This is a genomic window from Nonomuraea soli, from assembly GCF_013761175.1.
In the GTDB taxonomy this organism is placed as follows: domain Bacteria; phylum Actinomycetota; class Actinomycetes; order Streptosporangiales; family Streptosporangiaceae; genus Nonomuraea; species Nonomuraea soli.
This window is the reverse complement of record NZ_JACDUR010000008.1, coordinates 566,136-592,191: the sequence shown is the minus strand read 5'-3', so window position 1 is coordinate 592,191 and position 26,056 is coordinate 566,136. Positions and strand designations below refer to the sequence as shown.

The window sequence follows — 26,056 nt, the reverse complement described above, 5'->3', positions numbered from 1 at the left end:
GAGCCCGCAGCCATGAGACGGGCCGGGGGCGTGCCGTCCTCGAGCGCCCCCGGCCTTCCGCCCAGGAGAAACGAGCAGATGATCCATCCCGCCGGTATCGCCGGCCAGTCGAGGCACCCCGCCGGTCACGGCTACGCGGTATCCGCCGCTGTCGCCGTCCGCGTGGCGGGCGTGCCGGTCGACGTCCTCGACGGGCTGCGCTGCACCCGGACCTGGCGGCTGGCCGGTGAGCTGGCGACCGCCCTCCAGTGGCTGCGCGAGGAGGGCCGCGCCCTGTCGGAGCCCCTGTACGAGGCCATCGGCGCCCTCGCGGGCGATCCGGCCAAGCCCCTGCTCGTGGCGCTGCGCCGTACGATCTTCTCCGGTCGCGGGCCCGGCCGGCGGGCCCGCTCGGACGAAGCCCTGCGGGCGCTACCCCCGCACCTCGACGATCGTGTACGCCGCTGGCTGGCACGGCACGATCAGGCCGAACGGCTGCGCGCCGCGCTCGCGCCCACGCTGGACGGCGAGCAGCGCACCCAGCTCGCCCGCCTGCGGCAGGCGGTCACGGACGGCGGCTTCCGCCACGGCCTGTCGCTGGGCAGCCCGGTCCTGTCCGGGCGGCTCGACGCCTGGCTGGAGGGCCCGGCCGACCGGCCGCCCGACCGGCAGGAGCTGCTCGCCCTGGCCCGCTATCTGGCCAGGGCCGCGGTCAAGACCAGCCCGTACGCGACGTTCGCCGTCAGCGGGTTCGCCTCCTGGACGAGTGGCGGTCCCGCCCTGCAACCGCCGCCGCAGCTCGCCTGGCGGGAGGTGGCCGAGCTGGACCGGGCGGTGCTGCGCCCGCTGTGGACGGCGCTGACCCGCCGTCCCGAGGTGCGCGACCAGGCCCGGCTGCGCGTCAATCCGACCGCGCACCCGGCCGGCGGCCGGATCTGGTTCCTCGGAGCGGCGGCCACCGAGCCGCTGTGCAGCGTCCCCGACACGCCGGCCGTACGGCAGGCGCTGGAGTGGGTGCGCGACCGTCCCGGCCCCGCTCTCGCCGCAGCACCGGGACTGGCACCCCTGGTCGAGGCGGGGCTGCTCGAACTCGTGCCGCCCTTCGACGAGCAGTCGCCCGACCCGCTCGACCGGCTGGGCCCGCCGTTCGAGCCCGGAGCCGCCCCCGAGGCGGTGCGCCGGACGCTGGAGGACGTCCTGACCGCCGACGGTGGCTCCCTGCCCGACAAGAACCTGTTCTGGCACAGCGCCGTCATGCCCGCCCCGGCGGGCTCCTGCGGGAGCACGGCCTGGCAGCCCGCCTGCGACGACCTCGACACCGTGCGCCGCCTGCTCGGCCTGTTCGACTCCGACCTCACGGTCAAGCTGGCCGCCGCCGCCTTCTTCCGCGACAGGTATGGCCCGGCCGCCGCGGTGTCCGCGCTCGAGCTCTACCGTGACGCCCACGCCGACGGCGGGAGGCTGCGTGAGCTGCTGCGCGACCCGGTCGGAGCTCCTCGCGCCGCCGAGCCGTCACCGGATCTGCGCACCCTGGCCGAGCTGCGCGCCAGGTTCTGGGAGCTGGTCGAGCACGATCCCGGACAGGTGGAGCCGTTCGCCGCCGGCTGGCCCGCGTTCCTGCGCGCGCCCGGCTCCGTCTGCTTCTACGTGCAGCCGGTGCACCGCGACGACGGGCTCGGCCTGGTGGTCAACACCGTCACCGCCGGCTACGGCCGGGGCCTGTCACGGCTGCACCGCCTGGTCACGCTGGCCGGCGGTGACGCGCCCGACCTGGGCGAGCTGCGGGCGCCGCAACCGGGGGTGTTGTCGGCCGAGTGCCGGGCCATCGTCGGCGGCGGGCTCAACCTGCGGCCGCCGACGGCCGACCGGGCCCTCGACTACCCCTTCGGCCACGGCGACGATCATCTGCCCGTGCTCGATCCCGTCGAGCTCACCGTGCGCCTCGACCCCGCGAGCGGACTGCTCGACCTGCTCGACCGCGACGGCGCCCGGATCCGCCCCGTCCACCTGGGCATGACCGCCCAGCACTGGCTGCCGCCGTGGCTGCAGTTCCTCATCCGCGCGTTCGGCGAGCCGTCGGTGGCGATGGTGCCCGGCTGGGTGCTGCGCCCGGGCAACCGGCTGCCGGACGCCGGCGTGGTGGAGCGCCATCCCCGGCTGGACGTGGGCCGGGTGACGCTGGTGCGCGCCTGCTGGAGGCTGCGGACCGGCGACTTCCCCGCTCCCGCCAAGGGCCAGGGCCTGGCGGGCCACCTGCCGGAGCTGGCCAGGTGGCTGGACGTTCACGGCATTCCGCCGCGCTTCTTCGCCCGCGTCGTCGACCTGCGCCACGGGCTGGCCGTCGGCCTGCTCGGCAAGGACCGCAAGCCGATGTACGTCGACGTCGCCGACCCGCTGCTGCTGACCGGGTTCCTGCGCGCGATCGGCGAGCCCGGGTCGCTGCTGGTGCTGGAGGAGGTCCTGCCCGATCCCGCGCACGCCCCGCTGTACGGCGGGCGGCGCCGGGTGAGTGAGTACATCGTCCAGGTCTCGGCGACCGATGGGTGAGGCGTGGCTGAGCGCCCACCTGTTCCACTACGGCGACCTCGACGCCCTCATCGAGGCGGTGGTGGAGCCCGTGGTACTGCGCTGTGCCGTACGCGGCCACTTCTTCCTGCGCTACTGGGAGGGAGGCCAGCACCTGCGGCTGCGGGTGCGGGTCGCCGACCCGTGCGAGGCCGCCAGGGTCCGCGGGCTCATCGTTGAGCTGGCCGCCGACCACTTCGCCCGCCACCCCTCGACCACCGCCGTCGACGCCGAAGCCTATCGGGCGTTCGCCGCCTCGGCCGCCCGGGGCGAGCGGCGCACGTCCTACGACACCCGGCTGCGCGCACCCGACACGGTGGAGTTCGTCGCCTACCGCCCGGAATACGACGTCTACGGCGACGCCGCCTGCATCGCCGCGGTCGAACGACACTTCACCGACGCCAGCGAGCTGGCGTTGCAGGTGCTGCGGGTCCCGATGGAGCAGCGGGCGGCTGTCGGCCTGGCCGTGCTGACGCTCACGCTGGCGGCCTGCGAACCCGATCTCGACGCCGCCGCGGCCCGGTTCGCCGCCGGATGGCGCCACCCGGGACCCGACGGCGACCACCGCGCCCTGCTGTCGCAGACCCGCCGCCTGTGGGATCCCTCCTGCGGGGCGTTCAGCTCCTGGAGCACCTCCATCCGCCAGCTGCGCGACAGCCTGGAGGAGCTGCACACCGCCGGCCGGTGCGCGCCGGCCGACTCGGGCTCACCACACGCCCACCTGGCCATGATCGTCCCACCGGCCCGCCGTACCGTCCCGCTCATCCTGCTGCGCTGCGCGCACCTGTTCCACAACCGGATCGGCCTGCGCGCCGGCGCCGAACTCCACCTGTCGCTCCTGGCCGCCCGAGCCCTCGCCGACCTTCGGAGGTAACCGATGCCCTGGCACAGCGTCCACGTCTTCTACCACGCGCCCGACAAGGACGGCCTGATGCTCGACGCCGTACGCCCGCTCCTGGAGCGGATCGAACCGCACGTCGAGGCGGCGTTCGTGCTGCGGCACTGGCGGCGCGGCCCGCACCTGCGGTTCAACGTGCGATGCGGACGCGACGTCTGGGAGCGTGCCGTACGCCCGGCCGTCGACGAGGTGGTCGGCGGCTACCTGGCCCGCCATCCCTCCACCACCGTGCTCGACCCCGCCACGAGCCTGGACCGCCACCGCCTCCTGGCCGTACGCGAGCAGGAACCCGGGCCGCTCACCCCGTGGCCGCCGGACAACTCCATCCACGAGGCGCCCTACGACTCCCGCCTGCACGTGCTGGGCAGCGAGGAGGCCGTCGAGCTGCTGGCCGGCTTCTACACCGCGAGCACGCCGCTGCTGATGGACATGCTGGACCACGTCCGCGCCGGGCACGCCGGCAAGGCCGACCTCGCCCAGTGCCTGCTGCTGACCGTCGCCCACACCGCCCACCCGATCGTGCGCAGCTTCGTCTCCTTCCGCGTGCACGCCGAGGGCTACCTCACCTGGGCGGGCGACCCGTCCGCGGCCCGCGCCGCCTTCGACGGCTCCTACCAGGCACGCGCCGCGCACCTGGTGCCACTCACCCGCGCCGCCATCGCCGCGCTCGACGACCCGGCCGCGCCGCCGGTGCCGTTCGTGCGCGAGTGGGCCGCCCTGCTGGCGGCCTTCCGCGAGCGGGCCGGCGCGCTCGGCCTCGCGCCGCCCGACAAGCCGTCGGCCGGCATCCTGGCGCCCCAGCGGGAGTACGGCGAGCTGCACCGGCTCATCTTCGACAACCCCGCCTACTACCGCGACGTGTTCGCCAAGCCGGAGTTCTCGCAGTATCGGGTGCTGCTCAACTACACCTACCTGCATCTGACGCGGATGGGGCTGACGCCCCTGGACCGCTTCTACGTCTGCCACGCCACGGCCAACTCGGTGGAGGAGGCCTTCGGCGTGTCGGCGCTGGAGCTGATGCGCCGCTACGGCGAGAAGTCCGTCACCCCTTGATCGCTCCCACCAGCCCCGTGACGAAATAGCGCTGCAGCAGCAGGAAGAGCGCGATCACCGGCAGCACGATGATCAGGGAGGCGGCCATCACCTCGTTGTAGCGCGGCACCTCGCTGGAGATCAGCGACTCCAGCCCGAGCGGCAGCGTGTACAGCGCCTTGTCGGAGATGGAGACCCTCGTCAGCACGTACTCGTTCCACGTCGGCACCGCTGTCAGCACGGCGATCGTGATGTGGGCGGGCTTCGACAGCGGCAGGTACACCGACCAGTAGATGCGTGCCTCGCCCGCTCCGTCGGAGCGCGCCGCCTCCCGCAGTTCCCTCGGGATCGAGCGGAAGGAGTTGGTGAGCAGCAGCACCGTCAGCGGCGCCGTCCCGTTGACGAACGGCAGCACCAGACCCAGATGCGTGCCCAGCACGCCGAGGTTCTTCTCCAGGATGACCACCGGCAGCAGCACCGTGATGCCGGGCACGAACAGCAGCGCCACGAAGAACCAGTACAGGAAGCGCCTGCCGGGGAAGTCCAGGACGGCGAAGGCGTAGGAGGCCAGGCTGTAGACGACCAGCACCCCTGCCACGGTCATCGCGGTGACCTTCAGGCTGTTGAGGAAGTAGTCGAAGAAGTGCAGCTGACCCCAGGTGGTGATCAGCGTGTCGAGGGTGGGCTCGCGCGGCAGCAGGTCGCCCTCGAGGATCTCGGTGCGCGACTTGAACGCCCCCGACACCATCCACACGAACGGGTACACGCTGATCAGCGCGTAGGCGATCAGCCCGAGGTAGGCGAAGCGCCTCATCGCACCCTCCTGCCGAACGCCAGCGTCATCAGCACCGCGCCCGCGAACAGCAGCCAGCCCAGCGCGCTGGCCACGCCGAGCGTGGGGGCCAGGCCCTTCATGAACGACAGCCGGTAGGTCATCAGGCCCAGCACGTCGGTGTGGCCGCCCGGCCCTCCGTTGGTCATGATCAGGAAGATCTGGAAGCCGTGCAGCGCGTCGCGCACGCCGAGCAGCACGATCGCGATCGTGATGGGCCGCAGCAGCGGCCAGATGATGTGGCGCAGCACGTGGCGGGGTGCGGCGCCGTCGATCTGGGCCGCCTCGATCACGTTGCCGTCGATGGCCTGCAGGCCGCTCAGGTAGAGCAGGGTCGCCACCGGCACGCTCGACCACACCAGGATGAGGATCAGCGTGGGCAGGGCGGTGTCAGGGTTGCCGAGCCAGCCCTGCGGCTGGGCCAGGCTGCCCAGTCCGAGCGAGCCGAGCAGCAGGTTGATCGCCCCGTCGGGCTGCAGCACGTAGCGCCATGCGTAGTAGACGGCGATCCCGCTGGTGACGTAGGGCAGGAAGTAGACGGATCTGAGGAGGGCGCGCAGGCGGGTGACGGAGTTGAGCATCATCGCCAGCGGCAGGGCCACCACCACGGTCAGCACCGGCACGGCGACCATCACCTGCAGCGTGTTCCACAACGCCCGCCGCAGCTCGGGCGCGAGCGTCAGGTCCGCGTACAGCAGGTCGGCGTAGTTCTTCAGCCCCACCCAGGTCCACTGCGGGGTGAACCCGTTCCATGTGGCGAAGCTGAGCAGGAAGCCGCTGGCGATGGTGTAGACGCCCATCAGCAGGAAGAGCGCCACGGCCGGGGTCACGAACGCCCAGCCGGTCAGCCAGCGCCGCAGCCGGGGAGGCCGCGCGGGCGGCCTGGCGTCAAGCCGCGCCGCGCGGTCGCCGGTGATCAGCGTGCTCACTGCGTGGATTTCCACATGGCGGCGATGACCTTGTCGAGCTCGGTGCCCGCCTGCTGGGCGGTCAGCTCCTTGAGCGGCGTCAGCCGTACGGTCAGGTCACCCGGTTTGACCTGGTCGTAGTCGGAGGGGAAGAAGCTGGAGTCGCCGGCCTCGTAGGCGGTCTCCGGCGGCCCGGTGAAGTACTTCTGCAGCGCCGCCAGGTCCTTGCCGAGCAGGGTCTCCGCCTCGGCGCCCAGGTCGGTGGCGGGCAGGTCGAGCGACTCCTTGGCGACGATGCCCGCACCCTTGGGCGAGGTCACCCAGTCGATCCACTTGACCGCCGCCTCGCGGTCGCGGGTGGAGGCGGTGACGCCCAGCCCGGTCAGGGCCAGCGGCGACATGGAGATCGCCTGGTTCCTGCCCTCGGTGGAGGGCGGGATGGGGAAGGTGAGCAGCTTGTCGGGGCTCAGGCCGTTCTGGTTCAGGAAGGCCAGGGTGAAGGTGCCGCCGACGTTGAAGGCCGATTTGCCCTGCGCGAAGGCGACGTCGGCCTCGTCGATGCCGAGCGTGGTGGCCCCGGGCATCCAGTACGGCGAGAGCCTGCTGTAGACCTCCAGCGTCTTGACCCCGTCGGGGGTGGAGAAGCCCTGCGTGCCGCCCTTGGCGAACAGCGCCTGGAACCGCTCCTTGCCGAGGTAGGCGTAGGCCAGGGGCTGGTAGATCCAGTTGAAGCCGGTCTGCGACACCTTCAGGCCGAGCGACAGCCCGCCCTGGTCGGCCGCGGTCGTCTTCTCCAGCGCGGCGACGAACTCCTCCCACGTCTTGGGCGGCGTCTCCGGATCGAGCCCGGCGGCCTTGAGCTTGTCCTTGTTGGCGTAGACGATGCCGAAGGCTCCGGCGGTGAACGGCACGCTGAACCGCTGGCCGGCCTTGCCCTGCTTCATCGGCGAGTCGGCGGCCACCGAGTCGATCTTCTCCTGGGTGAGCACACCTGTCTCCTGGGTGGAGGGCAGCAGGCGGCCCTTCCAGGCGTCGTTCACGTCGGCGGCCAGATCCTGCAGCAGGCCGGAGGCGCCCATCTCCAGGTCCTCGCCGCCCGCGTGCACCTCCAGCACGTCGGGTAGGCCGTTGGTCTGCGCCGCGCTCTGCACCTTGCTGACGAACACGTCGTCGGGGGTGACGGCCTCGACGGTGACGCTGATGCCGGTCTCGGCCTTGAACTGCCCGGCCGCCTTGTTCAGCGCGTCGGCGTGCGACTTCTTGAAGGTCCACATCGTCAGGGAGGCGGCCGTGCCGCCCTGCTGCTGTTGCTGCGGCTGGGCGGCGTTGCAGGCGGTCAGGCCCACCGCGGCGGCCAGGACCAGCGCGAGCGTGCGTCCTGCGGTCATGAGCGCTCCCTGTCGAATCTGTCGACCCAGTACTTCGTGCGGTCCAGGTAGGCGGTCTCGGCCGCCTTGCCGCGCTTGCCGTACGCGCCGTCGAAGGTCTGGTAGCCGTAACCGGGCGGAGGGCTGCTGTCGGCCGGTTCGATGACCGAGCCTTCGTGCCACTCGTTGAAGGAGGTGACCGAGACCCAGGTGGCCTGGTTGGTCAGGGCGTTGTTCCACTGCTTGTCGTAGGCGGCGCCGTCGTCGCGGGTGACGGTCGGCGTGGTGTTGCCCGGGACCGCGCGGTCGTCGATGTAGCCGGGCGCCACCGACGGGGCCCAGATCAGGCCGTTGGCCTTGGCGTACTCCCCGGCCTGCTTCCATCCGGGCGCGGTGGCTCCGGCGATGCCGTCGTAGGTGTACAGGCCGTTGAAGTGGGCGATCTTGGAGGTGTCGGTCGTCTGGGCGAGGACGATGTTGTCGTCGTTGACCTGCTCCAGGGCGCTCCAGTCGGCGATCTGCAGGCTCCAGAAGACGTAGAAGACGTTGTGGAAGGCCGGATGCGTGCCGTACGCCTGGTTGAGGTACTGGATGTCGGCGACGGTCGAGGCGGCGGTGCGGCCCTCGTACGGCTCAAGGTGCCAGGCGACCTTGACGCCCCGCTTGGCGGCGGCGTCCATCACGGTGCGGATGAGGCCGTCCTCGTAGCTGCCCTGACCCCACCAGCTGTAGACGATCACTCCGGCCCCGGAGCGGCGCACCCACTTCATGTGCCGGTCGGCGGCGGTCGCGGAGTCGTAGGCGCCGAGGGCGGGGTAGAGGTCGGCGCCGATGTCGTCGGGCGGGGTGTGGCCGCCCTGCTGCCAGTGGCGCCAGGGGCTGGTGCCGTACCAGGGATAGTAGAACAGGTGCACCTTGTCCGAGAGCCTGGCGGCGCCCGCCTGCGGGACGGGCAGCAGGACGGCCAGCATCATCACCAGAGCGGTCAGGACGAGGTTTCGACGTTTTGCGGAAGCTCGCACGAGGCGTCCTTTCATGGGGGGTCACTCCAGGAGCGCAGCTATGCAAATCGTTAAGATTCGTGCTCGAAATCTACACGCAACGCTTCGCGTGTCAAGACTCACGCCGAACGGCGGCGCACCAGCCGTGCCGGGATGACGATCTCGCTGTACGGCTCGGCCAGGCGTCCCTCCAGGCGCTCCAGCAGCCTGGTGGCGCTCGCCCGGCCGATCTCCCTGGCGGGGTTGGCCATCGTGGTCAGACCGGGCGAGACCAGGCCGGCGGCCTCGATGTCGTCGAACCCCATGACCGCCAGGTCGTCGGGCACCCGCAGACCGCGCGCCCCGGCGGTGTCGAGGGCGCCGATCGCCATCAGGTCGTTGGCGCACAGGACCGCGTCAGGGGGGTGAGGCAGGTCGAGCAGGCGTGACGCGCCCTCGGCGCCGCCCGCGCGGCTGAAGTCGGTATAGACGACCAGGTCGGAGGGGGCGTGGCCGGCGTCGCCCAGCGCCGCGCGATAGCCCGCCACCCGCTCGGCCGCCGGGCCCTCCGCCTGGGCCCCGCACACGAAGCCGATGCGCCGGTAGCCCCGCGACAGCAGGTAACGGGTCGCCTCGGCCGCGCCGCCCTCGTCGTCGCTGTGCACCAGGTCGACCCCGCGCTGCGCCAGCCGTCCGCCCAGCCGTACCACCGGGATGCCCGCCTCGATGGCGGGCATCAGATCCTCGGCGTGGGTGTGGAAGACCGCGAAGGCAAGGCCGTCGACCTGGCGGGCGATCATCTGCTCGATCGCCGCCCGCTCCAGGTTCCTGTCGCCGTCGGTGTTGCCGATGATCTGGTCGTAGCCCGCGGGCCCGAGGACGTCCTGGAAGCCGCGCGCCAGGGCGGGGTAGAACGGGTTGGTGATGTCGGGGATGATCAGGCCGATGGTCTGGCTGCGGCTGGTGCGCAGGCCCCTGGCCAGGACGTTCGGGCGGTAGCCGAGCTCGTCGATGGCCCGCAGGACGCGCCGCCTGGTCTCCTCGGCGACGGGGCGGCGGCCGTTGAGCGTGTGGGAGACGGTGGTGGCGCTGACGCCGGCCAGCTCGGCGACGCGCGTGATGCTCGGCCGGTCGCCGCGCGGAGTCCTGGCGCCCTCGGAGAACAGGCCGGGCTGCGCGGCGTGCCCCGCGGCGGCGCTCCGGTCAACCGTGGCGACGGCACGTGGGGCGCTCTGGGCGGGCGAGGGGGCGTGAGCTGCGGCCGCCGCACCGCGCGTGGCGGCGTCGGTGTCCTGGTCGCCACCGGCAACGTGACCTGCGGCGACACCCCTTCCGCGTGAGGCGCTCGGCGCTCGTGAAGCGCCCTCCGGCCGGTGCGGCGGTGCGGGCGCAGGCGGCGGCTCGGCTCCGGCGGGGCCGCCCATCAAACCTGCCAGCGGCACGATCGCCGACTCCAGGGCCAGCAGCCCCTCCCCCACGGCCTCTGCGGCGGCCCGCCCTTCGGCCACCTCCAGCAACACGCGCTCCCACGCCTGGTGCAGGGCCGCGGTGACGAGCGCGGCCAGCATCCCCGGAGCGGGGCGGGGTGAACGTTCACCTTCCGGCCGCGCGAGCAGTACGGCCAGCTCACGCTGACGAGCGGCGAAGAGTTCGCGCCCGTAGGCCTGGAGCGTGCCACTGTCGCGATAAATGCGTGCGTAGGTGGTCAACGTGGCCTCGTCGGCCACCCGCAGCGCGCCTTCCCCCAGCCCCGCCGCCATCTCCGGCGGCGACACGGCCAGCAGCGGCTCGTGCTCGAAGAACAGCTGCTCCTTGACCGGGAAGTAGTTGAACACCGTCTTCGCCGACACGTCGGCCGCCTCCGCGACCTCGGCGATGGTCACCCCGTCGAATCCGCGCTCGGCGAACAGCCGCAGCGCGGTCTCGGCGACCGCCCGCCGCGACTCGGCCTTCTTGCGCTCGCGCCGGTCGGCGGGACGTTCCTCGGCAGACATGCGCCAGATCTTACATTCAAACCATCCTTACATTCACCGAAAGTTTACAGCCGCTCACGGTGCGACCTGCTGTGAGCCGCTCACGGCACGACGTGCCCGGCCGAGAAGCCGAGCAGCCTGCGCGCCGCTCCGACGTCCACCGGCACGCTGCGCCCCGGCAGCGCGGCCGTGCGCGCCGCCTCGGGGTGGTAGGCGTCGAGCAGCTGCTCGGTCGGCAGCGCCGCGAGGGTGTTGGGCGCGGCGACGAAGAGCACGTGGTGTCCGGTGAGCGGCCGGCTGATCGCCAGCCAAGCGGCCCTGGCGGCGTCGCGGTAGTCGAGGTAGGCCCACAACTCCGCGGCGCCGCTGCCCGGCTCGTCGGCCCACTGCTTGGCGGTCTCCTGGAGCTTGTCGCCCGGCCCGCCGAGCCGCGGGAAGCGCAGCGCGACGGTGGTCATGCCGTGGCGGCGGCTCATCATCTCGGCAGTGGTCTCGTCGACCTGCTTGGACAGCCCGTACGGGTCTTCGACTTGGAGCGGCAGCCGCTCGTCGACGGGCACGTAGGCCGGGTGCAGGTCGCGTCCCGCCCAGGCCATGCCGGTGGCAGACATGCTGCTGGCCAGGGCGACGCGCCGGACGCCCGCGTGCCCGGCCTCCTCCAGGACCACGAAGGTGGCGCGGGTGTTGCCGCAGAAGACCTCCTCGGGCGTGCCGAGGACGGGCGCCGGGATGGCGGCCAGGTGGATCACCGCCTCGGCTCCCGGCAGCGCCTGCCGGACGACGGACGGCTCGCCCGCGTCGCCGACCACCATACGTTCGAGCGGCAGGTCTCCCGGATCGTGGCGGTCGAGACCGGTGACGGAGACGCCCAGGCGGGCCAGCAACTCCAGGACGACCCGCCCGAGATCTCCGGCGGCCCCGGTGACGAGGACCCGGCGAGGATGATCGGCCATCCACTCCCCTACGCAAATCGTTTTGTGAGCCGCAGCATGCCCCGCCGTACCAAGATCTGTCAAGGTTGCAGTGACTGTAACGTTGTAGGGATGTACACCCCTGCCGCAGAAGTCGACGTCCCCGTGGACCTGGTGGACCGCCTCGTCCGCTCCCAGCACCCCGATCTCGCGGGGCCCCTCACCCTCGTCGCCAACGGCTGGGACAACGTGATCTACCGGCTGGGGACGGACCTGGCCGTACGGCTGCCGCGGCGTGAGGTCGCGGTGACCCTGATCGTCAACGAGCAGCGGTGGATGCCGGTGCTGGCCGGATACGTGGAGGTGGCGCTGCCCGTCCCGGTGAGGGCGGGGGTGCCGGGTGAGGGGTATCCGTGGCCGTGGACGATCGCGCCGTGGTTCGAGGGGACGACGGTGACCGAGGTGCCGCCGTCGGAGCGGGCCCCGCTGGCGCCGCAGCTGGCGGCGTTCATGAACCAGCTGCATCGGCCCGCTCCGGCGGACGCGCCGCCCAACCCCGTGCGCGGCGTTGCGCTGCCGAAGCGCGATCAGGCACTGCGCCAGCGGCTGCCCCACCTGGAGCGGCGCGAGGAGCTGCTGGCGCTGTGGGAGACGCTGGTCGACCTACCGCCGTGGCAGGGGCCGCCGGTGTGGCTGCACGGCGACCCGCACCCGGGCAACCTGCTGGTCAGTGGCAGCGGGCACGGTGCCCACGACGGCGAGCGCGCCCCAGGCGGTGGCGGGGGCGGCCCGCGCAACGGTGAGCGCGGTGCGAGTGGCGGTGGGCGCGGTGTCGAGCTGGCGGCGGTGCTCGATTTCGGTGACCTGACCAGCGGCGACCCCGCCACCGACCTGGCCGCCGGATGGCTGGTCTTCGACGAGAAGGCGCGCGAGGTCTTCCGCGCCCACGTCGACGCCGACGAGGTGACCTGGCAGCGTGCCCGCGGCTGGGCGCTGGCGATGGGCAGCGGCCTGGCGACGTTCTCGGCCGACAACCCGGCCATGGCGGCCATCGGCGACCACGTGCTCGAACAGGTGCTGCTCGGCTGAGCGCGGCGCCTCCCGAACCTCACGGCGCGGGAGGCGCCGCCCGCTGTCAGGACTCGAAGCCCAGCGGCAGGTACTTCTCCACGTTCTCCTTGGTGATGGTCTCCGAGGCGAGCGTGATCGACTGCGGCACCTGGGTCTCCACCAGGTCCGTCATGCCCTTGCCCTGGGCGACGAGCCTGGCCAGCTTGATCGCCGAGGAGGCCATGGTCGGGCTGTAGGTGACGGTCGCCTCCAGCACGCTGGATCCGGCCTGGATCTCGCGCATGGCGTTGGCGGATCCGGCGCCGCCGACCATGAAGAACTCGTTGCGTCCCGACTCCTTGATGGCCGCGAGCACGCCCACGCCCTGGTCGTCGTCGTGGTTCCACATGGCGTCGATCTTCTTGTGCGCCTGCAGCAGGCTGGTGGCGACCTCGTTGCCGGTCTCCACGGTGAACTGCGCGTCCTGCTTGGCGGTCACGCTGAAGCCGTACGTCTTGAGCGCGTCCTCGAAGCCCTTGCTGCGGTCCTGGGTCAGCGGAAGCGTGGCGATGCCCTGGATCTCCACGATGACCGGGTTGCTGACCCCCTTGTCCTTGAGCTTCTTGCCGATGTAGTGCCCGGCGGCCACGCCCATGCCGTAGTTGTCGCCGCCGATCCAGGTCCGGTAGGCGAGCTTGTCGGGGAAGATGCGGTCGAGGTTGATCACCGGGATGCCGGCGGCGGTGGCGGCCAGGGCGACCTGGTTGAGCTGCTGGCCGTCGTTGGGCAGCAGGACCAGGGCGTTGACCTTGGCCTGGATGAGCGATTCGACCGCGGAGATCTGGGCGTTGATGTCGTTGGTCGGTTCGACGGGCTTGAACTCGATGTCGGGGTACTGCTTGGCGGTCGCCTCGGCGTTCTTGGCGATCGCCGCGATCCAGCCGTGGTCGGCGGCGGGGGCGGAGAAGCCGATGACCACCTTGGTGCCGGGCTGGTCGTTGCCGCCGGTGGCGGTGGCGGCGGGGGCAGGGGCGGGTGAGTTGGCCGTGGCGGCGGGCTCGTTGCTGGTGCAGGCAGACACGAGGGTGCCGGCGCCCAGGACGGCACCGCCGACAAGGAATCCTCTGCGCTTCATAAGGTTCTCTCCTTGAGATTACGCCGCTGGAGCAGGACGGCGACGACGATGATCAGGCCCTTGGCGATCAGCTGGTCGCTGGTGTTGAGCCCGTTGAGGATGAAGAGGTTCGTGATCAGGGTGAAGATCAGCAGGCCGAGGATGGAGCCGATGATGGTGCCCCGGCCGCCGGTGAGCAGGGTGCCGCCGATGATGACGGCGGCGATGGCGTCCAGCTCGTAGAGGTCTCCGTGGGTGGAGGAGCCGGTGGTGGTGCGCGCCATGATCAGCACGGCGGCGATGCCGCAGCACAGTCCTGACAGCGCGTACAGCAGCATGGTGTGGCGGCGCACGTTGATGCCGGCCAGCCTGGCCGCCTCGGGGTTGCCGCCCACCGCGTAGGTGCGCCGGCCGAAGGTGGTGCGGTTGAGCACGACCCAGCCCAGCGCCACGACCAGCGCGAAGATGAACACCAGCAGCGGGATGCCGAGCCAGCGGGTGGTCGACAGCTCGACCAGGGCGGTGTTCTCGGCCTGGACGAGCTGGGTCTTGCGGTCGGACATGCGCTGGGCCAGGCCGCGCGCCGCGACCAGCATCGCCAGCGTGGCGATGAACGGCACCAGCCGGCCGTAGGAGATGAGCAGCCCGTTGACCAGTCCCGCGCCGGTGCCGACCAGCAGCGCGCAGAGCACCATGACGAACGGGCCGAACTCCTGGGTGGCCAGGGTCGTCGCCCATACCGAGGCCAGCGCCATGATCGCGCCGACCGACAGGTCGATGCCGCCGCCGATGATGACGAAGGTCATGCCGACGGTGATCACGCCGATGGTGGCGGCCAGCGACAGGATGCTGACGAGGTTGGAGGTGGTGGCGAAGGTGTCGGGCCTGGTGACCAGGCCGACTGCGGCCAGCAGCACCAGGGCGGCCACCAGGCCCAGGTGCCGCGCCTGTCCGAGCCCGGTCAGGCCGGTGCGGCCGAGCAGGCCGGAGGGCGCCGCCTTCTTGAGGTCGGGGCTGGTCATGGGACTTCCTCCGTCGGCCGCGGGGCGGCGGGATCGGTCATGGTGTGAGGCTCCCTTGCATGATCATGTCCAGGACGGCGTGTTCATCCAGCTCGGCCGCGTCGGCCTGGTGGATCAGCGCGCCCTCGCGCATCACCAGCACGCGGTCCGACAGGCCCAGCACCTCGGGCACCTCGCTGGAGACCAGCAGCACCCCGATCCCCTGGTCGGCCAGGCGCCTGATGACCGCGTACAGCTCGGCTCTGGCGCCCACGTCCACGCCGCGCGTGGGCTCGTCGAGCAGCAGCAGCCTGCGGTTGCCGACCAGCCAGCGGGCCAGCACGGCCTTCTGCTGGTTGCCGCCCGACAGGGTCTTGATCGGCCGCTCGGGGTCGGGCGGCCTGATGGCCAGCAGGTCGGCCAGCCTTCTGGCCTCCTCGGCCTCGCGTGCGCGGTCCAGCCAGCCCAGGCGGGCGAAGCCGGGCAGGCTGCCCAGGGTGATGTTGGCGGTGACGCTCTGGTCGAGCAGCAGCGCCTGGGCCTTGCGCTCCTCGGGGGCCAGGCCCAGGCCGCGGCGCACCATCGTGTGCGGCTCGCCCGGCCGTACCTGCCTGCCGTGCAGGTAGACGCGGCCGGCGGCACGGCGCGCGCCGTACACCGCTTCGAGGATCTCCGTACGGCCCGAGCCGACGAGACCGGCCAGGCCGACGATCTCCCCTTCGCGGACGGAGAAGCTGACGCCGGGACCGGTCAGGTCCTCCACGCGCAGGATCTCCTGGCCGGGCGGGCGGGAGGCGCGGGGCGGGAAGAGGTACTCCACGGTGCGCCCGGTCATCAGCGAGACGAGCCGGTCGGTGGGCGTGTCGCGGGCGGGCAGGCCCACCTCGACGGTGCGGCCGTCCTTCAGCACGGTGACGCGGTCGCCGATCTCGCGGATCTCCTCCAGGCGGTGGGAGATGTAGATGACGGCCACGCCCTGGGCGGTCAGCTCGCGGATGATGCGGAAGAGGTTGGCCACCTCGTCGTGGGCCAGCGCGGCCGACGGCTCGTCCATCACGATGAGCTTGGCCTCGTGCGACAGCGCGCGGGCCATGGAGACGATCTGCTTGGCGGCCGGCGACAGGCGCCCGACCTCGGTGGTGGGCCTGATCTCCGGGTGGCCCAGGCGGGCGAGCACCTGCCGGGCGACGGCGTTGGCCCGGCCGCGCAGGCTGAAGCCTAATCGGGCGGGTTCGTGGCCGAGCAGGATGTTCTCGGCCACGCTCAGCCCGTCGACCAGGTCGAGCTCCTGGTAGATGGTGGCGAAGCCGGCGCGCAGGGCGTGCAGCGGGCTGGAGGGGCGGTAGTCGGCGCCGTTGAAGGTGATCGTGCCCTCGTCCGGCCGGTGCACCCCGGCCAGGATCTTGATGAGCGTCGATTTGCCCGCCCCGTTCTGGCCCAGCAAACAGTGCGCCTCACCGGCCCGCACGAGCAGGTCGACGTGGTCCAGCGCGCGCACGCCGGGGAATTCCTTGACGATTCCCCGCATCTCCAGCATGGGCCCCTCCTGTCAGGGTCGGACGGCGATCAGGGTCGGGTCGGCCAGCACCCGCTGCACCACGACTCCGGCCGCGCCGCGCGAGGCGGCGCCGAAGCCGAGGCCGGAGGCGACGAAGCGGCAGCGGGCGACCGATCCGGCCACGCCGATGCGCTCCAGCTCCTCCTGGGCGACGGGGATGAGCGCTTCGGCGAGCTGGGCGAAGTAGCCGCCCAGGACGATGACGCGCGGGTTGAACAGGTTGACCAGGGTGGCGGCGCCGCGTCCGAGCCAGCGGCCCACCTCGGCCAGCGCCTCCTCCACGCCCGGCTCGCCGGCCGCGCGCAGCAGTTGCAGCTCGGCCAGGCGTTCCTCGGGGTCGCGCAGCACCTGGTGCGGCGTGCCGTACGCCTGCTCGGGCGAGACCTTGCGGATGAGGGCGGCCAGGCCCACCTTGGTCTCCCAGCAGCCGCTGCGCCCGCAGCCGCACCGTTCGCCGCCGGGGTCGACCAGGACGTGGCCGACCTCGCCCGCGAAGCCGTCGGCGCCGCCGAGCAGGCGGCCTCCGGCGATGATGCCGCCGCCGACGCCGACCTCGCCGGTGAGGTAGACCAGGTCGGAGACGCCGGTGGCGGTGTGTTCCGCCAGCGCGGCCAGGTTGGCGTCGTTGTCGACGGTGATCGGCGCCTGTGCCAGGAGCTCGACGCCTTCCTGTCCCGCGCGGCCGCTGAGCCGGGCGGCGACCGGCACGTTGTGCCAGCCTAGGTTGGGCGCGACCACGACGATGCCGCAGCCGGTGTCGACCAGGCCGGGGACGGCCACGGTGATGCCCGCCAGGTGCACGCCCAGCGCTCGCAGCCCGTCGGAGGCCTGCCGGATGACGCTGTCGAGCTCGGTCAGGGTGCGCTCGGCCGGGCAGCCCATCGCGTCGAAGCTCACCCGGCGGTCGATCAGCACGCGCCCGCCCAGGTCGGTGGCGAACACGGCGATGTAGTCGACGTTGACCTCGACGCCCAGCGCCCCGACCGCCGATCCGTCCAGCGCCAGTGGCAGCCCGGGGCGGCCGATCGCGCCCTCGTGCTGCGGTCCGGTCTCCTTCAGCAGGCCGCGTGCCTGCAGCTCGGCCACCAGGCTGGTGACCGTGGTCTTGTTGAGTCCGGTCTCGGCGGCGACGGCCGCCCGCGAACGAGGGCCGCGCTCGCGCAGGTGGCGCAGCACCAGGGAGAGATTGGCGCGGCGGACCAGAGCCTGGTCGGCGGGCACCGGGGCCCTCCTTTAGTTAATTCGGATGGTCCGCCGAATTAAATGTCGGCCCCGCCTGACCGACAAGATGTGGAACGTACCAAGCGCTCTAACATTTTCGTAACATGCGCCGATATTTACATGATCTTGCGGAATTGCTGACAGCTAGACAGCGGTATAGAACGCTAGCGCGAACGTAGTCCGGCCCCTGATAGTCCGAGATAAAATCATCTGATGGACCCCATCGACGCGATCCTCGCGCAGTGGCGCCAGGAGCGGCCCGACCTCGACCTGTCGGCCATGGGCGTCTTCGCCCGCCTGTCGCGCCTGGTGCGCCTGGTCGAGACGGCCGTCGAGGAGGTCTTCACGCGCCACGGCCTGCGCCCTGGCGAGTTCGACGTGCTCGCGGCGCTGCGCCGGGGCGGCTCGCCGTACACCATGATCCCCTCTGAGCTGTCGGCCGAGCTCATGATGTCGCGCGCCGGCATGACCAACCGGCTCGACCGGCTGGAGAACGCCGGGCTGGTCGCGCGCACCCTCGACCCCGGCGACCGGCGCAGCTTCCGCATCACCCTGACCGACCGGGGCCTGCAGGTCATCGACGTCACGGTCACCGAGCACGCCGCCAACCTGGCGCGCCTGGCGCAGGCCCTCGGCCCCGGCGACGCCGAGACGCTCAACCGCATCACCCGCGAGATGACGCAGGCACTGTCCGGTTAGGAGCCTGCGCGGACAGGCGGGGGCTCTCGGCCCTGCTGCCCGAGCCTCTCGCTGAGGCGCCCCGGCCTCCGCGCTGATCCTGGCCGGCGAGCGGTGGCACGTCTAGCGCAACCGTTCGCCCCTGGTGTGGTTCAGGCGCCGCGAGTGTCGTAGGTCTCGCGGTGGGCGAGCACATCGTCCATGTGCGTCTCAGCCCAGGCCTTGAGGCCCCGCATCATCTCGTGCAGCGACAGGCCGAGGTCGGTCAGCTCGTAGGAGACCGTGACCGGCACGGTCGGCACCACGGTGCGAGACACCAGGCCGTCGCGCTCCAGGGAGCGCAGCGTCTGGGTGAGCATCTTCTGGCTGACACCGGCCAGCAGGCGCTGCAGCTCCGAGTAGCGCATCACCCGAGGCTCCCCATCGCAGCCGGCGCCGGGCTGATGCGCGCTGTCGCTGCCGAGCGCGGCCAGGATCAGCGTGACCCACTTGTCCGAGATCCGGTCGAGCAGCCTGCGGCTGGGGCAGGCGGCCACGAAGGCGTCGTACTCCACCTTGGCCTGTGCCCTTTGCTGGGCTGCCGTCAACGTCGCCATGGAGCATTCCTTCCACCCGTGGGTGCCTTACGCACTTCCAAGTGCGTTCTTCCCGAAAGGGAGCTACACACCAATAGTGGTGCAAGGAGCCGTCAGGCACCATCCTCTGCTCGACATGAAAGGCACACCATGGGCACCCCCTCCGCCTCGCTTCCCGGCGGCACCTGGGCCCTGGGCGACTTGACCGTCACCCGGTTCGGCTACGGCGCCATGCAACTCGCCGGCCCCTGGGTCATGGGTCCGCCCGCCGACCGCGAGGGCGCACTCGCCGTTCTCCGCGAAGCCGTCAGCCTCGGCATCACCCACATCGACACCGCCGACGCCTACGGGCCGCACATCACCAACCAGCTGATCCGCGAAGCGTTGCACCCGTACTCCGACTCGCTGCACATCGTGACCAAGGTCGGGGCGACCCGCGACGAGGAGGGCGGCTGGCCCCCGGCACGCAAGCCTGAAGAGCTGCGCCGGGCCGTCGCCGAGAACCTGGAGAACCTCGGCCTCGACACGCTCGACGTGGTCAACCTCCGTCTGGGCGACGCCCGGGGCACCGTGCCCGGTTCGCTCGCGGAGGCGTTCGGGGCGCTCGTCGACCTGCAGCGGCAGGGCCTCATCCGGCACCTCGGCGTGAGCAACGCGACCGCGCAACAGGTCGCCGAGGCTCGCTCGATCGCGCCGATCGTGTGCGTGCAGAACCTGTACAACCTCGCCCACCGCCACGACGACGATCTGATCGACGAGCTCGCGGAGCAGGGCATCGCCTATGTGCCCTTCTTCCCCCTCGGCGGCTTCAGCCCGCTGCAGTCCTCGGCGCTCGAGGCTGTGGCCACCCGGTTGCACGCCACGCCCATGTCGGTCGCCCTGGCCTGGCTCCTGCGGCGGGCGCCGAACATCCTGCTGATCCCCGGCACCTCGTCGGTGGCGCACCTGCGCGAGAACGCCGCCGGCGCGGGACTCTCGCTGTCCGACGCCGATCTCGCCGAGCTCGACAAGATCGGCCGCTGACCCCCGCGGCGCTCACCGGCGGCCGGCGCCGTCGGGTCAGAACGGCACCGGCCGGCCGAGCAGGCCCGTGCCGGTCTCCCGGCCCGACAGGATCCTGCAGAACTCCACGGCGTCGACGGTGATCTCCTCGCCGGACTCCCCCGACGCGAAATGCCCGCCCGCGGGCCCGAGCAGCGTCAGACGGTACGGCTCGCCGTGCCGGAAGGCCCACTCGGCCACCACGTCGGCCACCAGCCTGCCGTCGTGCTCCGGCGTGAGGACCAGGTCGGCGCCGACGGCCCGGCAGACGTCGACGCGGTGCATCCACGTGTCGCGCGTCAGGATGACCGCCATCAGGTAGCCCAGCGGCCACGTCTCCATGCGGCCTTCGTACTCCTGCTGGGTGGGCAGCCGGCCGAGCAGCGCGGCACGGCGCATGCGCGAGCGCGCGGCGACCGGAGCCAGGCGCGCGAGCCCGTCGACCACCTCCTGCTCGCTGAGGTGGGCACGCTCGGCGACCTGGACCTCGGTGATGCCGTCGATCACCGGGCGCCCGCGCGCGGCCCGGGGGCCCGCCCGCAGGACGTGGGCGAACTCCCGCAGCGAGGAGCCGAACTCCATCATGCCGAGCACGTGGGCGCTCATGGCCCGCACGTCCCAGGCGGGGCAGTCGGTCTGCTTGCTCCAGTCGCCCGGGCCCAGGAGCCCGGCCAATCGCGCGAAGCGTTCGTTCTCGGTGGCCGCCAGCGTCGCGGCCTCCTGCCTGTGCAGGCCGATCGGAGGTTTCATGGTGTCCTCCCGCTCTCGATCTGTCGGAGGAACATCGCCATGGCCTGGTCGGCCAGGCGGGTCCAGCGGGTGCCGCCGGGGTCGTTGGCGATCTGCTGGGCGGCCAGGCCGCTGCCGATCGCGGTGAACAGGTCGAGCGATTCCTGGTCGGTGATGCCGAGGCGGGCCAGGCGCTTGCGCAGCAGGTCGAAGCCTTCCAAGGAGATCGCGTACGACTCGGGCGAGGGCTCGAAGCCGGGGATGGTCCGCTGGAACATCAGCTGGAAGCGGACCGTGTCCGCGGTGCAGAAGCCGAGGAAGTGCCGGCAGATGAGGGTGAGCTCGGCCAGGGTGTCGTCCGCGGGTTCCAGGGCGGCGTGCTCGTGCAGGAAGGCGCGGAAGCCGTCGGCGAACATCGCGTCGTAGATGGCGTGCTTGGAGGCGAAGTAGGAGTACAGCGAGGGGGCGCGCATGCCCACCCGCTGGGCGACGTCGCGCAGGGTCAGCCCGGCCAGCCCTTGCGACCTGGCGATCTCCCACGCGGCGTCGATGATCTCCTGCTTGGTCCGCGCGTGGCGCTCGGATTTCCTATCGCGATTCGGCATTCCGAACATAGTTAGGAGTCTCGCATCTTGTTAGGGACTGGTCAAGCTTCCGGCCGCGCCTCCAGATGCCCGCGATGGAGCGGCAGGCTGTGATGTCGGCCGTCGGGTCGCCGTCGACGAGCAGCAGGTCGGCGCGTGCGCCCGGCGCGATCCGGCCGCGGTCGTGCAGGCCGAAGCGCCCGGCGCTGCGCCGGGTAGCGGCGGCGAGGGCCGCTTCCGGGCTCAGCCCCGCCTCGACGAGCAGGGACAGCTCGCGGTGCATGCCCGCGCCGTGCAGTGGCGCGAAGAAGTTGGCGTCGGTCCCCGCCAGAACGTCGGCGCCGGCCCGGTGGAGCACCCCGGTGGCGTGCAGCGCGTTGACCAGCCCCTGAGGGTGCACAGGGACCACGGTGTGGTCGCGGGGTGGGATCGACGCGCGTGCCTGTTCGGGCAGGCGGTCCGCGATGCGCTCGTCGTGCAGCAGCTCCAGGGCGCCGGGGCCCTGGGTGATGGCCTCGATGTAGGCCAGGGTGCTGACGACGAAGACGCCCTGTACGGCGATCCGGACGGCCAGTGCCTCGACCAGCGGGTCGCCCGGGGTGAGGTCGTGGAAGACGTGGGCGAGGCCGTCGATCCCGGCGTCCAGGGCGATGGCGGTGTCGCGGGCGGTGGCGACGTGGGCGATGGTGGTGAGCCCTGCGGCGTGCCCGGCCCGGACCAGCGCGGCGACCACGTCCGGAGTCAGGACGGGCAGGTCGAGCCCGGCGCTCTCGCCGGTGTCGATCACGATTTTCAGGTAGTCGGAGCCCTCGGCCACGCGGGCCTGGACGAAGGCCTCAGCCTGCCCGGCGGTGGCGATCGTGTCGAAGGGGCCGATCGCGTCGCCCAGGTGGCTCAGGTGCGCGGCCTCGGCGGCCATGATCTGGCTGGGGTGCCCGCCGGGGGCGGTGGCCAGGATGCCGGAGCTGCGCAGGTCGGCCACGTCGTCGCGCTCGGCGGCCAGGCGGCGCTGCCTGTCCAGGTTGCCCGGCAGGCAGAACATGTCGAGCTCGGTGGTCACCCCGAAGGCCAGGGCCTGGGCGAGCAGGCCGTCGGCGACGTGGACGTGCGCGTCGATGAGGCCGGGGAGCAGGGTCTTGCCGCGGCAGTCGATGACGGTGCCGGGCGCTTCGGCTCCGTCGCCGATGCGGTCATCGTCGATCAGGACGTCGGCGACCGCCGTGGTGTGCTCGCCGTCGAAGACGCGGACATCGCGAAGAAGAGTGCGCATACCGTAGATAATACGGCATCTAACTATCTTGCGCCTAACTAAAAATAGGTGATGATCCGCGTCAGCATGCGATGCAGGTCGCCGAACCCCTCCTCGCCCAGCAGTCCCGCCATCCGCCGCTCCACATCGTCAATGATCTTGTAGCCGGTGCGCAGCGCCGCGTCGCCCTCCTCGGTGAAGACGATCAGCTTGGCCCGGCGGTCCGTCGGATCGGGCACCCTGCGCAGGTAGCCGAACTCCTCCAGGTCGTCGACGAGCTCCCCCATGGCCTGCGGCGTCATCTGGGCCTTCTCGGCCAGCCTGCCCAGCCGGATGCCTTCGTGCTCCATGTGAAAGAACACCGCCGCATGCGAGGGCCGCACCCGGGCGTCCATCGCCTTGGCGCCCTCGAAGACCACGTCGGAGACGCGCAGGTAGGCCTCGTAGAGCAGGGCATGGACGTGGGGCGGGTGTGTCGCGGCCACAGGGCTTCTCCTTTTACTAAGGCTGCATTATATTAATGCTACCTTATCAAATGGGAGGGGTCATGAACGGCGACGAGATCTGGGCTGCCATCGAGGAGCAGCGCACCCGCATGGCAGACCTGCTCGAGAGCCTGACGCCGCAGCAGTGGCAGCACCCGTCGTTGTGCGCGGGCTGGCAGGTGCGCGACGTCGTGGCGCACGTGGCGTCGACTCCGTTCATCACCTTCGGGCAGGTCTTCACCGAGTTCGTACGGGCCCGCGGCAACCTCAACAGGACCATCCGCGACGCGGCCGTCCACATCGCCTCGCGCTCGTCCGACGAGGAACTGCTGGAGCTGCTGCGCCGCTCGGCGACCTCCCGGCGGAGGGCTCCGGTCACCAAGCCGCTCGACCCGCTGTTCGACGCGCTGGTGCACACCCAGGACATCGCGCTGCCGCTGGGCGTGCGCAGCCCGATGCCGCCGGAGCTGGCGCGCGTGGCCGCCTCCTACATCGGGGAGCGCGACCTGCCGGGCTACTCGCCGCGCAAGGAGATGCGCGGGCTGCACCTGGTGGCGACCGATGTGGAGTGGGAGTACGGCGAGGGCCGCAAGGTGTCGGGGCCGATCCAGTCGCTGGTGCTGGTGATGAGCGGCCGATCCGCCGGGCTGGCCGACCTGGAGGGCGACGGGCTGGAGTCCCTGGCCGCACGCCTGCCCTGACCGCACCTCGCCGACGCACCTCGCGGGTCAGCGCAGGACGACGCCGGTGATGGCGAAGCGCTCCACGTCGGCGACGTGCCCGCCGGTCGAGACGACGATGGTGGCCACCCGCCACTTGCCCTTGCGGAAGCCGAAGCTCGCCGTCCACGGCTGACGTTCGCCCCCGGCCGGGATGCGGTCGACCTCGCCCAGCGCCCGCTTGGCGCCGAGCTGCAGCATCCGCACCCTGAGGCTCTCGTCCACCCCGGTGATGATCCCGCCCGCCTTCACCGGCGAGCGTACGGCCGAGCCGTACCGGGGCCTGTCGAGGGTCAGTGTGGTGTCGTCGGTGCCGACCACCTCCCACGGCGCGTCGGCGCCCTTGCCGTAACGCACCAGGTGCACGACGGCGGCGACGAGCGGTTTGGGGTTCTCCTGGGTCAGGTAGCCGACCCGGACCCGGGCGTGGCGCCCGTCGACGTCGGCCGCGACCACCTTGTCGATGTCGGTGAAGCCCAGGTAGCCGCGGGTGAAGGCGAGCGCGGTCTCCCCCGCGTCGAGGTGCCACGGCTGGTGGCCGCCCTGGCGGTAGGCCCGCTGCCACCGCCCGGCCTCGTGGCGCGTGGCGAACGGCCACAACGGCAGATAGGTGCCCGCGACCAGGTCGGGCCGACCGGCCACATCCCCGCTCGTGACGGTGCTCGCGGATGCCGGTGCCACCGCCACCGTGGCCGGTGCGCACAACACCGCCGCGAGGAGAACGATCAGCTTGAGCCGCATGGTCGTGCCCTACCCCCCGCCGTCGTGCTCTATCGGCCGGGAATCACCACGGTCCCGCAGTCGCGGCACCGTAGCGCGTCGGCGCTGTGGTTGAAGAAACCTTGCGTGACGGGGACGCCGCTCAGGTCGCCGAGAAGCCCGGCGCTCTTCTTGAACTTCACGCCGGGTGAGCGCCCGACGATCTGCCCGGATTCCATCGCCGATTCGCACAGGGGGCACGACAGCTCGTCCGTCATGCTTCGAGCCTACGTAACGATCAGCCGTTCCGCTCGGGCGCGCAGGTAGCCCTGTTCCGGCAGGCTCGAGGTGAGCCCGGCGGCGGTCAGGTAGTGTTCGCGGGCGGCCAGGGCCTGGCCGTCGAGTTCCAGCAGGTGGGCGCGGACGGCGGCCAGCCGGTGATGGCCTGACAGCTCGCCGCCCTCCAGGGTGTCGAGCAACGCCAGCCCGGCCTTGGGCCCCTGCACCATGGCCAGCGCGACGGCCCGGTTGAGCCGTACGACGGGGCTGTCGGCGAGCAGCCCGTACAGGGCCAGCACCTGCGGCCAGTCGGTCTGCTCCCAGCTGGGCGCCTCGTCGTGCACGGCCGCGATCGCCGCCTGCACCTGGTACGGCCCGGGGGCGGCCTGCTGGAGGGCTGCGGTGATCAGCCCGACGCCCTCGGCGATCATCGGCTGGTCCCACAGGGCCCGGTCCTGCTCCTCCAGCGGCACCAGGACGCCCTCCGGTCCGGTGCGGGCGGGGCGGCGGGCCTCGGTGAGCAGCATCAGCGCCAGCAGCCCGGCCGCCTCGCCGTCGCCGGGCAGCAGCCGGTGGACGGCACGCGCCAGCCGGATCGCCTCCCCCGTCAGCTCGCCGCGGTGCAGCTCGGGCCCCGAGGAGGCGGTGTAGCCCTCGTTGAAGATCAGGTACAGCACGTGGAGCACGACGGCCGGCTCACCCGGTTCGCCGAACGCCGTGCCCTTGATCTTCTGTTTGGCGCGGCTGATGCGCTGGGCCATGGTGGCCTCGGGCACCAGGAAGGCGCGGGCGATCTCGGCGGTGGTCAGCCCGCCGACGGCGCGCAGCGTCAGGGCCAGCTGGGAGGCCTGCGGCAGGTCGGGATGGCAGCACAGGAACAGCAGCCGCAGGGTGTCGTCGTGGGCGGGCGGCTCCTCGGGCGCGGTCTCGCGCACCGCGACGCTCTCCTCGCGGCGCCGGCGGGCGCTGTCGCTGCGTACCTGGTCGATGAGGCGTCGCGAGGCGACGGTGACCAGCCACCCGCGCGGGTTGTCGGGCACACCGCGCTGCGGCCACTGCAGGGCCGCGTCGAGCAGGGCTTCCTGGACGGCGTCCTCGCAGGTGTCGAAGTCGCCGTGGCGGCGCACCAGGGCGCCGAGCACCTGCGGCGCGAGCTCCCGCAGCAGCGCCTCGACCCGCGCCTCGACCCGCGCATCGGCAGGCTCCTCGACAGGCTCCTCGGCCTGCGGCTCGGTCGGCTCCGGGGGCGGGCTCATGCCTCGTCCAGCAGCGGCCGGACCTCCATGGCGCAGTAGCGGGCGTCGGGCCAGCGGGCGGCCAGCTCGGTGGCGCGCTCGATGCTGTCGCACTCGATCAGGCACACCCCCGCCAGCACCTCCTTGGCCTCCATGAACGGCCCGTCGGTCACGGCGGGCACGCCGTCGCGCACCCTGACGGTGCGGAAGGTGTCGGCCAGCGCCATGCCGCTGACCCACTCGCCGGTCTCCTGCATCTCCTTGAGCAGCCCGTCGACCTCGGCCATCACCTGGTCGGAGTCGGCCTCGATGGCGGCGCGGGCGGCCGGGTTGGTGTAGATCATCAGCAAGTACTTCACGCAGCCCATCGTATGGGCGGAGCTTGACCGGCCGC

Annotated in this window: 26 protein-coding genes; 7 read left to right on the top strand and 19 right to left on the bottom strand. The window is 71.8% G+C overall.

Features of this window, described 5'->3' with window-relative positions; all coding sequences use genetic code 11:
* The first annotated feature begins 78 nt into the window (after positions 1-78).
* The 3 genes from HNR30_RS38970 to HNR30_RS38960 are packed head-to-tail and all read left to right on the top strand — an operon-like array spanning position 79 to position 4,495.
* Complete coding sequence (locus HNR30_RS38970; protein WP_181615135.1) at positions 79-2,526, top strand: lantibiotic dehydratase; 2,448 nt, start codon at positions 79-81, stop codon at positions 2,524-2,526.
* Entirely contained in the window at positions 2,519-3,418 is a 900-nt protein-coding gene (locus HNR30_RS38965; RefSeq protein ID WP_181615134.1) for a lantibiotic dehydratase C-terminal domain-containing protein, read from the top strand. Before HNR30_RS38970 ends, HNR30_RS38965 begins: the two co-directional genes overlap by 8 nt.
* Positions 3,419-3,421: 3 nt before the next feature.
* Positions 3,422-4,495 carry a thiopeptide maturation pyridine synthase gene (locus HNR30_RS38960; RefSeq protein WP_181615133.1) on the top strand — a complete coding sequence of 358 codons (1,074 nt, stop codon included), beginning with the start codon at positions 3,422-3,424 and terminating at the stop codon, positions 4,493-4,495.
* On the opposite strand, the gene HNR30_RS38955 is transcribed toward HNR30_RS38960, so the two are convergent.
* From HNR30_RS38955 to HNR30_RS38930, 6 genes are all read right to left on the bottom strand, one after another.
* Positions 4,485-5,288, bottom strand: a complete 804-nt coding sequence (locus HNR30_RS38955) for a carbohydrate ABC transporter permease (protein ID WP_181615132.1) — start codon at positions 5,286-5,288, stop codon at positions 4,485-4,487. The genes HNR30_RS38960 and HNR30_RS38955 overlap by 11 nt on opposite strands.
* Positions 5,285-6,250 (bottom strand): carbohydrate ABC transporter permease, encoded by a 966-nt coding sequence (locus HNR30_RS48645; RefSeq protein ID WP_220134467.1) that lies wholly within the window; start codon positions 6,248-6,250, stop codon positions 5,285-5,287. The genes HNR30_RS38955 and HNR30_RS48645 overlap by 4 nt, the downstream gene beginning before the upstream one ends.
* Positions 6,232-7,602, bottom strand: coding sequence for an ABC transporter substrate-binding protein (locus tag HNR30_RS38945; protein ID WP_181615131.1), 1,371 nt, complete (start codon positions 7,600-7,602; stop codon positions 6,232-6,234). Before HNR30_RS38945 ends, HNR30_RS48645 begins: the two co-directional genes overlap by 19 nt.
* The gene (locus HNR30_RS38940) at positions 7,599-8,603 is read right to left on the bottom strand and encodes a glycoside hydrolase family 99 protein (protein WP_220134466.1); all 1,005 of its coding nucleotides are present in this window, start codon (positions 8,601-8,603) and stop codon (positions 7,599-7,601) included. Before HNR30_RS38940 ends, HNR30_RS38945 begins: the two co-directional genes overlap by 4 nt.
* A 98-nt stretch (positions 8,604-8,701) precedes the next feature.
* Positions 8,702-10,555, bottom strand: coding sequence for a substrate-binding domain-containing protein (locus HNR30_RS38935; RefSeq protein ID WP_181615129.1), 1,854 nt, complete (start codon positions 10,553-10,555; stop codon positions 8,702-8,704).
* 80 nt (positions 10,556-10,635) lie between these two features.
* Entirely contained in the window at positions 10,636-11,487 is an 852-nt protein-coding gene (locus tag HNR30_RS38930) for an NAD-dependent epimerase/dehydratase family protein (protein ID WP_181615128.1), read from the bottom strand.
* 90 nt (positions 11,488-11,577) lie between these two features.
* Between HNR30_RS38930 and HNR30_RS38925 the strand changes: the two genes are divergently transcribed.
* On the top strand, positions 11,578-12,534 hold the full coding sequence (locus HNR30_RS38925) for an aminoglycoside phosphotransferase family protein (protein ID WP_181615127.1): 957 nt from the start codon (positions 11,578-11,580) through the stop codon (positions 12,532-12,534).
* Positions 12,535-12,580: 46 nt separating this feature from the next.
* On the opposite strand, the gene HNR30_RS38920 is transcribed toward HNR30_RS38925, so the two are convergent.
* The 4 genes from HNR30_RS38920 to HNR30_RS38905 are packed head-to-tail and all read right to left on the bottom strand — an operon-like array spanning position 12,581 to position 17,389.
* Complete coding sequence (locus tag HNR30_RS38920; protein ID WP_181615126.1) at positions 12,581-13,630, bottom strand: ABC transporter substrate-binding protein; 1,050 nt, start codon at positions 13,628-13,630, stop codon at positions 12,581-12,583.
* Complete coding sequence (locus HNR30_RS38915) at positions 13,627-14,631, bottom strand: ABC transporter permease (RefSeq protein ID WP_246380028.1); 1,005 nt, start codon at positions 14,629-14,631, stop codon at positions 13,627-13,629. The genes HNR30_RS38920 and HNR30_RS38915 overlap by 4 nt, the downstream gene beginning before the upstream one ends.
* A gap of 37 nt (positions 14,632-14,668) precedes the next feature.
* On the bottom strand, positions 14,669-16,147 hold the full coding sequence (locus tag HNR30_RS38910) for a sugar ABC transporter ATP-binding protein (protein ID WP_220134465.1): 1,479 nt from the start codon (positions 16,145-16,147) through the stop codon (positions 14,669-14,671).
* A gap of 12 nt (positions 16,148-16,159) precedes the next feature.
* A complete protein-coding gene (locus HNR30_RS38905; protein ID WP_312894962.1) occupies positions 16,160-17,389 on the bottom strand; it encodes an ROK family protein in 1,230 nt (409 codons plus the stop codon).
* Between the two features lie 213 nt (positions 17,390-17,602).
* Here HNR30_RS38905 and HNR30_RS38900 point away from each other — a divergent pair, with 213 nt between their 5' ends.
* On the top strand, positions 17,603-18,088 hold the full coding sequence (locus HNR30_RS38900) for a MarR family winged helix-turn-helix transcriptional regulator (RefSeq protein ID WP_181615125.1): 486 nt from the start codon (positions 17,603-17,605) through the stop codon (positions 18,086-18,088).
* Positions 18,089-18,219: 131 nt separating this feature from the next.
* Here the strand turns inward: HNR30_RS38900 and HNR30_RS38895 are convergent, their stop codons facing one another.
* Positions 18,220-18,663 (bottom strand): winged helix-turn-helix transcriptional regulator, encoded by a 444-nt coding sequence (locus HNR30_RS38895; RefSeq protein ID WP_181615124.1) that lies wholly within the window; start codon positions 18,661-18,663, stop codon positions 18,220-18,222.
* Between the two features lie 129 nt (positions 18,664-18,792).
* Between HNR30_RS38895 and HNR30_RS38890 the strand changes: the two genes are divergently transcribed.
* Positions 18,793-19,665, top strand: coding sequence for an aldo/keto reductase family oxidoreductase (locus tag HNR30_RS38890; protein ID WP_181615123.1), 873 nt, complete (start codon positions 18,793-18,795; stop codon positions 19,663-19,665).
* 36 nt (positions 19,666-19,701) lie between these two features.
* Here HNR30_RS38890 and HNR30_RS38885 read toward each other — a convergent pair whose 3' ends face one another.
* From HNR30_RS38885 to HNR30_RS38870, 4 genes are read right to left on the bottom strand one after another with little or no spacing between them, the layout of a single operon-like run.
* Positions 19,702-20,433 carry a maleylpyruvate isomerase family mycothiol-dependent enzyme gene (locus HNR30_RS38885; protein ID WP_181615122.1) on the bottom strand — a complete coding sequence of 244 codons (732 nt, stop codon included), beginning with the start codon at positions 20,431-20,433 and terminating at the stop codon, positions 19,702-19,704.
* Positions 20,430-21,017 (bottom strand): TetR/AcrR family transcriptional regulator, encoded by a 588-nt coding sequence (locus HNR30_RS38880; protein ID WP_181615121.1) that lies wholly within the window; start codon positions 21,015-21,017, stop codon positions 20,430-20,432. Before HNR30_RS38880 ends, HNR30_RS38885 begins: the two co-directional genes overlap by 4 nt.
* Positions 21,001-22,266, bottom strand: coding sequence for an amidohydrolase family protein (locus tag HNR30_RS38875; protein WP_181615120.1), 1,266 nt, complete (start codon positions 22,264-22,266; stop codon positions 21,001-21,003). Before HNR30_RS38875 ends, HNR30_RS38880 begins: the two co-directional genes overlap by 17 nt.
* Before the next feature lie 38 nt (positions 22,267-22,304).
* On the bottom strand, positions 22,305-22,730 hold the full coding sequence (locus HNR30_RS38870; RefSeq protein ID WP_312894961.1) for a MarR family winged helix-turn-helix transcriptional regulator: 426 nt from the start codon (positions 22,728-22,730) through the stop codon (positions 22,305-22,307).
* Positions 22,731-22,792: 62 nt separating this feature from the next.
* Here HNR30_RS38870 and HNR30_RS38865 point away from each other — a divergent pair, with 62 nt between their 5' ends.
* A complete protein-coding gene (locus tag HNR30_RS38865; protein ID WP_181615119.1) occupies positions 22,793-23,431 on the top strand; it encodes a maleylpyruvate isomerase family mycothiol-dependent enzyme in 639 nt (212 codons plus the stop codon).
* A 27-nt stretch (positions 23,432-23,458) separates the two neighbouring features.
* Here the strand turns inward: HNR30_RS38865 and HNR30_RS38860 are convergent, their stop codons facing one another.
* The 4 genes from HNR30_RS38860 to HNR30_RS38845 are packed head-to-tail and all read right to left on the bottom strand — an operon-like array spanning position 23,459 to position 26,021.
* On the bottom strand, positions 23,459-24,190 hold the full coding sequence (locus HNR30_RS38860) for a hypothetical protein (RefSeq protein ID WP_220134464.1): 732 nt from the start codon (positions 24,188-24,190) through the stop codon (positions 23,459-23,461).
* A 29-nt stretch (positions 24,191-24,219) separates the two neighbouring features.
* Positions 24,220-24,426, bottom strand: coding sequence for a PF20097 family protein (locus tag HNR30_RS38855; RefSeq protein ID WP_181615118.1), 207 nt, complete (start codon positions 24,424-24,426; stop codon positions 24,220-24,222).
* Between the two features lie 9 nt (positions 24,427-24,435).
* Positions 24,436-25,683: an RNA polymerase sigma factor gene (locus tag HNR30_RS38850; RefSeq protein ID WP_181615117.1), complete on the bottom strand. Its 1,248-nt coding sequence runs from the start codon at positions 25,681-25,683 to the stop codon at positions 24,436-24,438.
* On the bottom strand, positions 25,680-26,021 hold the full coding sequence (locus tag HNR30_RS38845; protein WP_181615116.1) for a YciI family protein: 342 nt from the start codon (positions 26,019-26,021) through the stop codon (positions 25,680-25,682). Before HNR30_RS38845 ends, HNR30_RS38850 begins: the two co-directional genes overlap by 4 nt.
* Positions 26,022-26,056: the final 35 nt, after the last annotated feature.

Bases quoted from the DNA above. Each gene is read 5' to 3' on its own strand.
- HNR30_RS38920 (WP_181615126.1), bottom strand. From the start codon at position 13,630: ATGAAGCGCAGAGGATTCCTTGTCGGCGGTGCCGTCCTGGGCGCCGGC.
- HNR30_RS38965 (WP_181615134.1), top strand. From the start codon at position 2,519: ATGGGTGAGGCGTGGCTGAGCGCCCACCTGTTCCACTACGGCGACCTC.
- HNR30_RS38945 (WP_181615131.1), bottom strand. From the start codon at position 7,602: ATGACCGCAGGACGCACGCTCGCGCTGGTCCTGGCCGCCGCGGTGGGC.
- HNR30_RS38860 (WP_220134464.1), bottom strand. From the start codon at position 24,190: ATGCGGCTCAAGCTGATCGTTCTCCTCGCGGCGGTGTTGTGCGCACCG.
- HNR30_RS38910 (WP_220134465.1), bottom strand. From the start codon at position 16,147: ATGCTGGAGATGCGGGGAATCGTCAAGGAATTCCCCGGCGTGCGCGCG.
- HNR30_RS38900 (WP_181615125.1), top strand. From the start codon at position 17,603: ATGGACCCCATCGACGCGATCCTCGCGCAGTGGCGCCAGGAGCGGCCC.
- HNR30_RS38865 (WP_181615119.1), top strand. From the start codon at position 22,793: ATGAACGGCGACGAGATCTGGGCTGCCATCGAGGAGCAGCGCACCCGC.
- HNR30_RS38915 (WP_246380028.1), bottom strand. From the start codon at position 14,631: ATGACCAGCCCCGACCTCAAGAAGGCGGCGCCCTCCGGCCTGCTCGGC.
- HNR30_RS38895 (WP_181615124.1), bottom strand. From the start codon at position 18,663: ATGGCGACGTTGACGGCAGCCCAGCAAAGGGCACAGGCCAAGGTGGAG.
- HNR30_RS38930 (WP_181615128.1), bottom strand. From the start codon at position 11,487: ATGGCCGATCATCCTCGCCGGGTCCTCGTCACCGGGGCCGCCGGAGAT.
- HNR30_RS38855 (WP_181615118.1), bottom strand. From the start codon at position 24,426: ATGACGGACGAGCTGTCGTGCCCCCTGTGCGAATCGGCGATGGAATCC.
- HNR30_RS38875 (WP_181615120.1), bottom strand. From the start codon at position 22,266: ATGCGCACTCTTCTTCGCGATGTCCGCGTCTTCGACGGCGAGCACACC.
- HNR30_RS38890 (WP_181615123.1), top strand. From the start codon at position 18,793: ATGGGCACCCCCTCCGCCTCGCTTCCCGGCGGCACCTGGGCCCTGGGC.
- HNR30_RS38960 (WP_181615133.1), top strand. From the start codon at position 3,422: ATGCCCTGGCACAGCGTCCACGTCTTCTACCACGCGCCCGACAAGGAC.
- HNR30_RS38955 (WP_181615132.1), bottom strand. From the start codon at position 5,288: ATGAGGCGCTTCGCCTACCTCGGGCTGATCGCCTACGCGCTGATCAGC.
- HNR30_RS38970 (WP_181615135.1), top strand. From the start codon at position 79: ATGATCCATCCCGCCGGTATCGCCGGCCAGTCGAGGCACCCCGCCGGT.
- HNR30_RS38880 (WP_181615121.1), bottom strand. From the start codon at position 21,017: ATGCCGAATCGCGATAGGAAATCCGAGCGCCACGCGCGGACCAAGCAG.
- HNR30_RS38925 (WP_181615127.1), top strand. From the start codon at position 11,578: ATGTACACCCCTGCCGCAGAAGTCGACGTCCCCGTGGACCTGGTGGAC.
- HNR30_RS38935 (WP_181615129.1), bottom strand. From the start codon at position 10,555: ATGTCTGCCGAGGAACGTCCCGCCGACCGGCGCGAGCGCAAGAAGGCC.
- HNR30_RS38850 (WP_181615117.1), bottom strand. From the start codon at position 25,683: ATGAGCCCGCCCCCGGAGCCGACCGAGCCGCAGGCCGAGGAGCCTGTC.
- HNR30_RS38885 (WP_181615122.1), bottom strand. From the start codon at position 20,433: ATGAAACCTCCGATCGGCCTGCACAGGCAGGAGGCCGCGACGCTGGCG.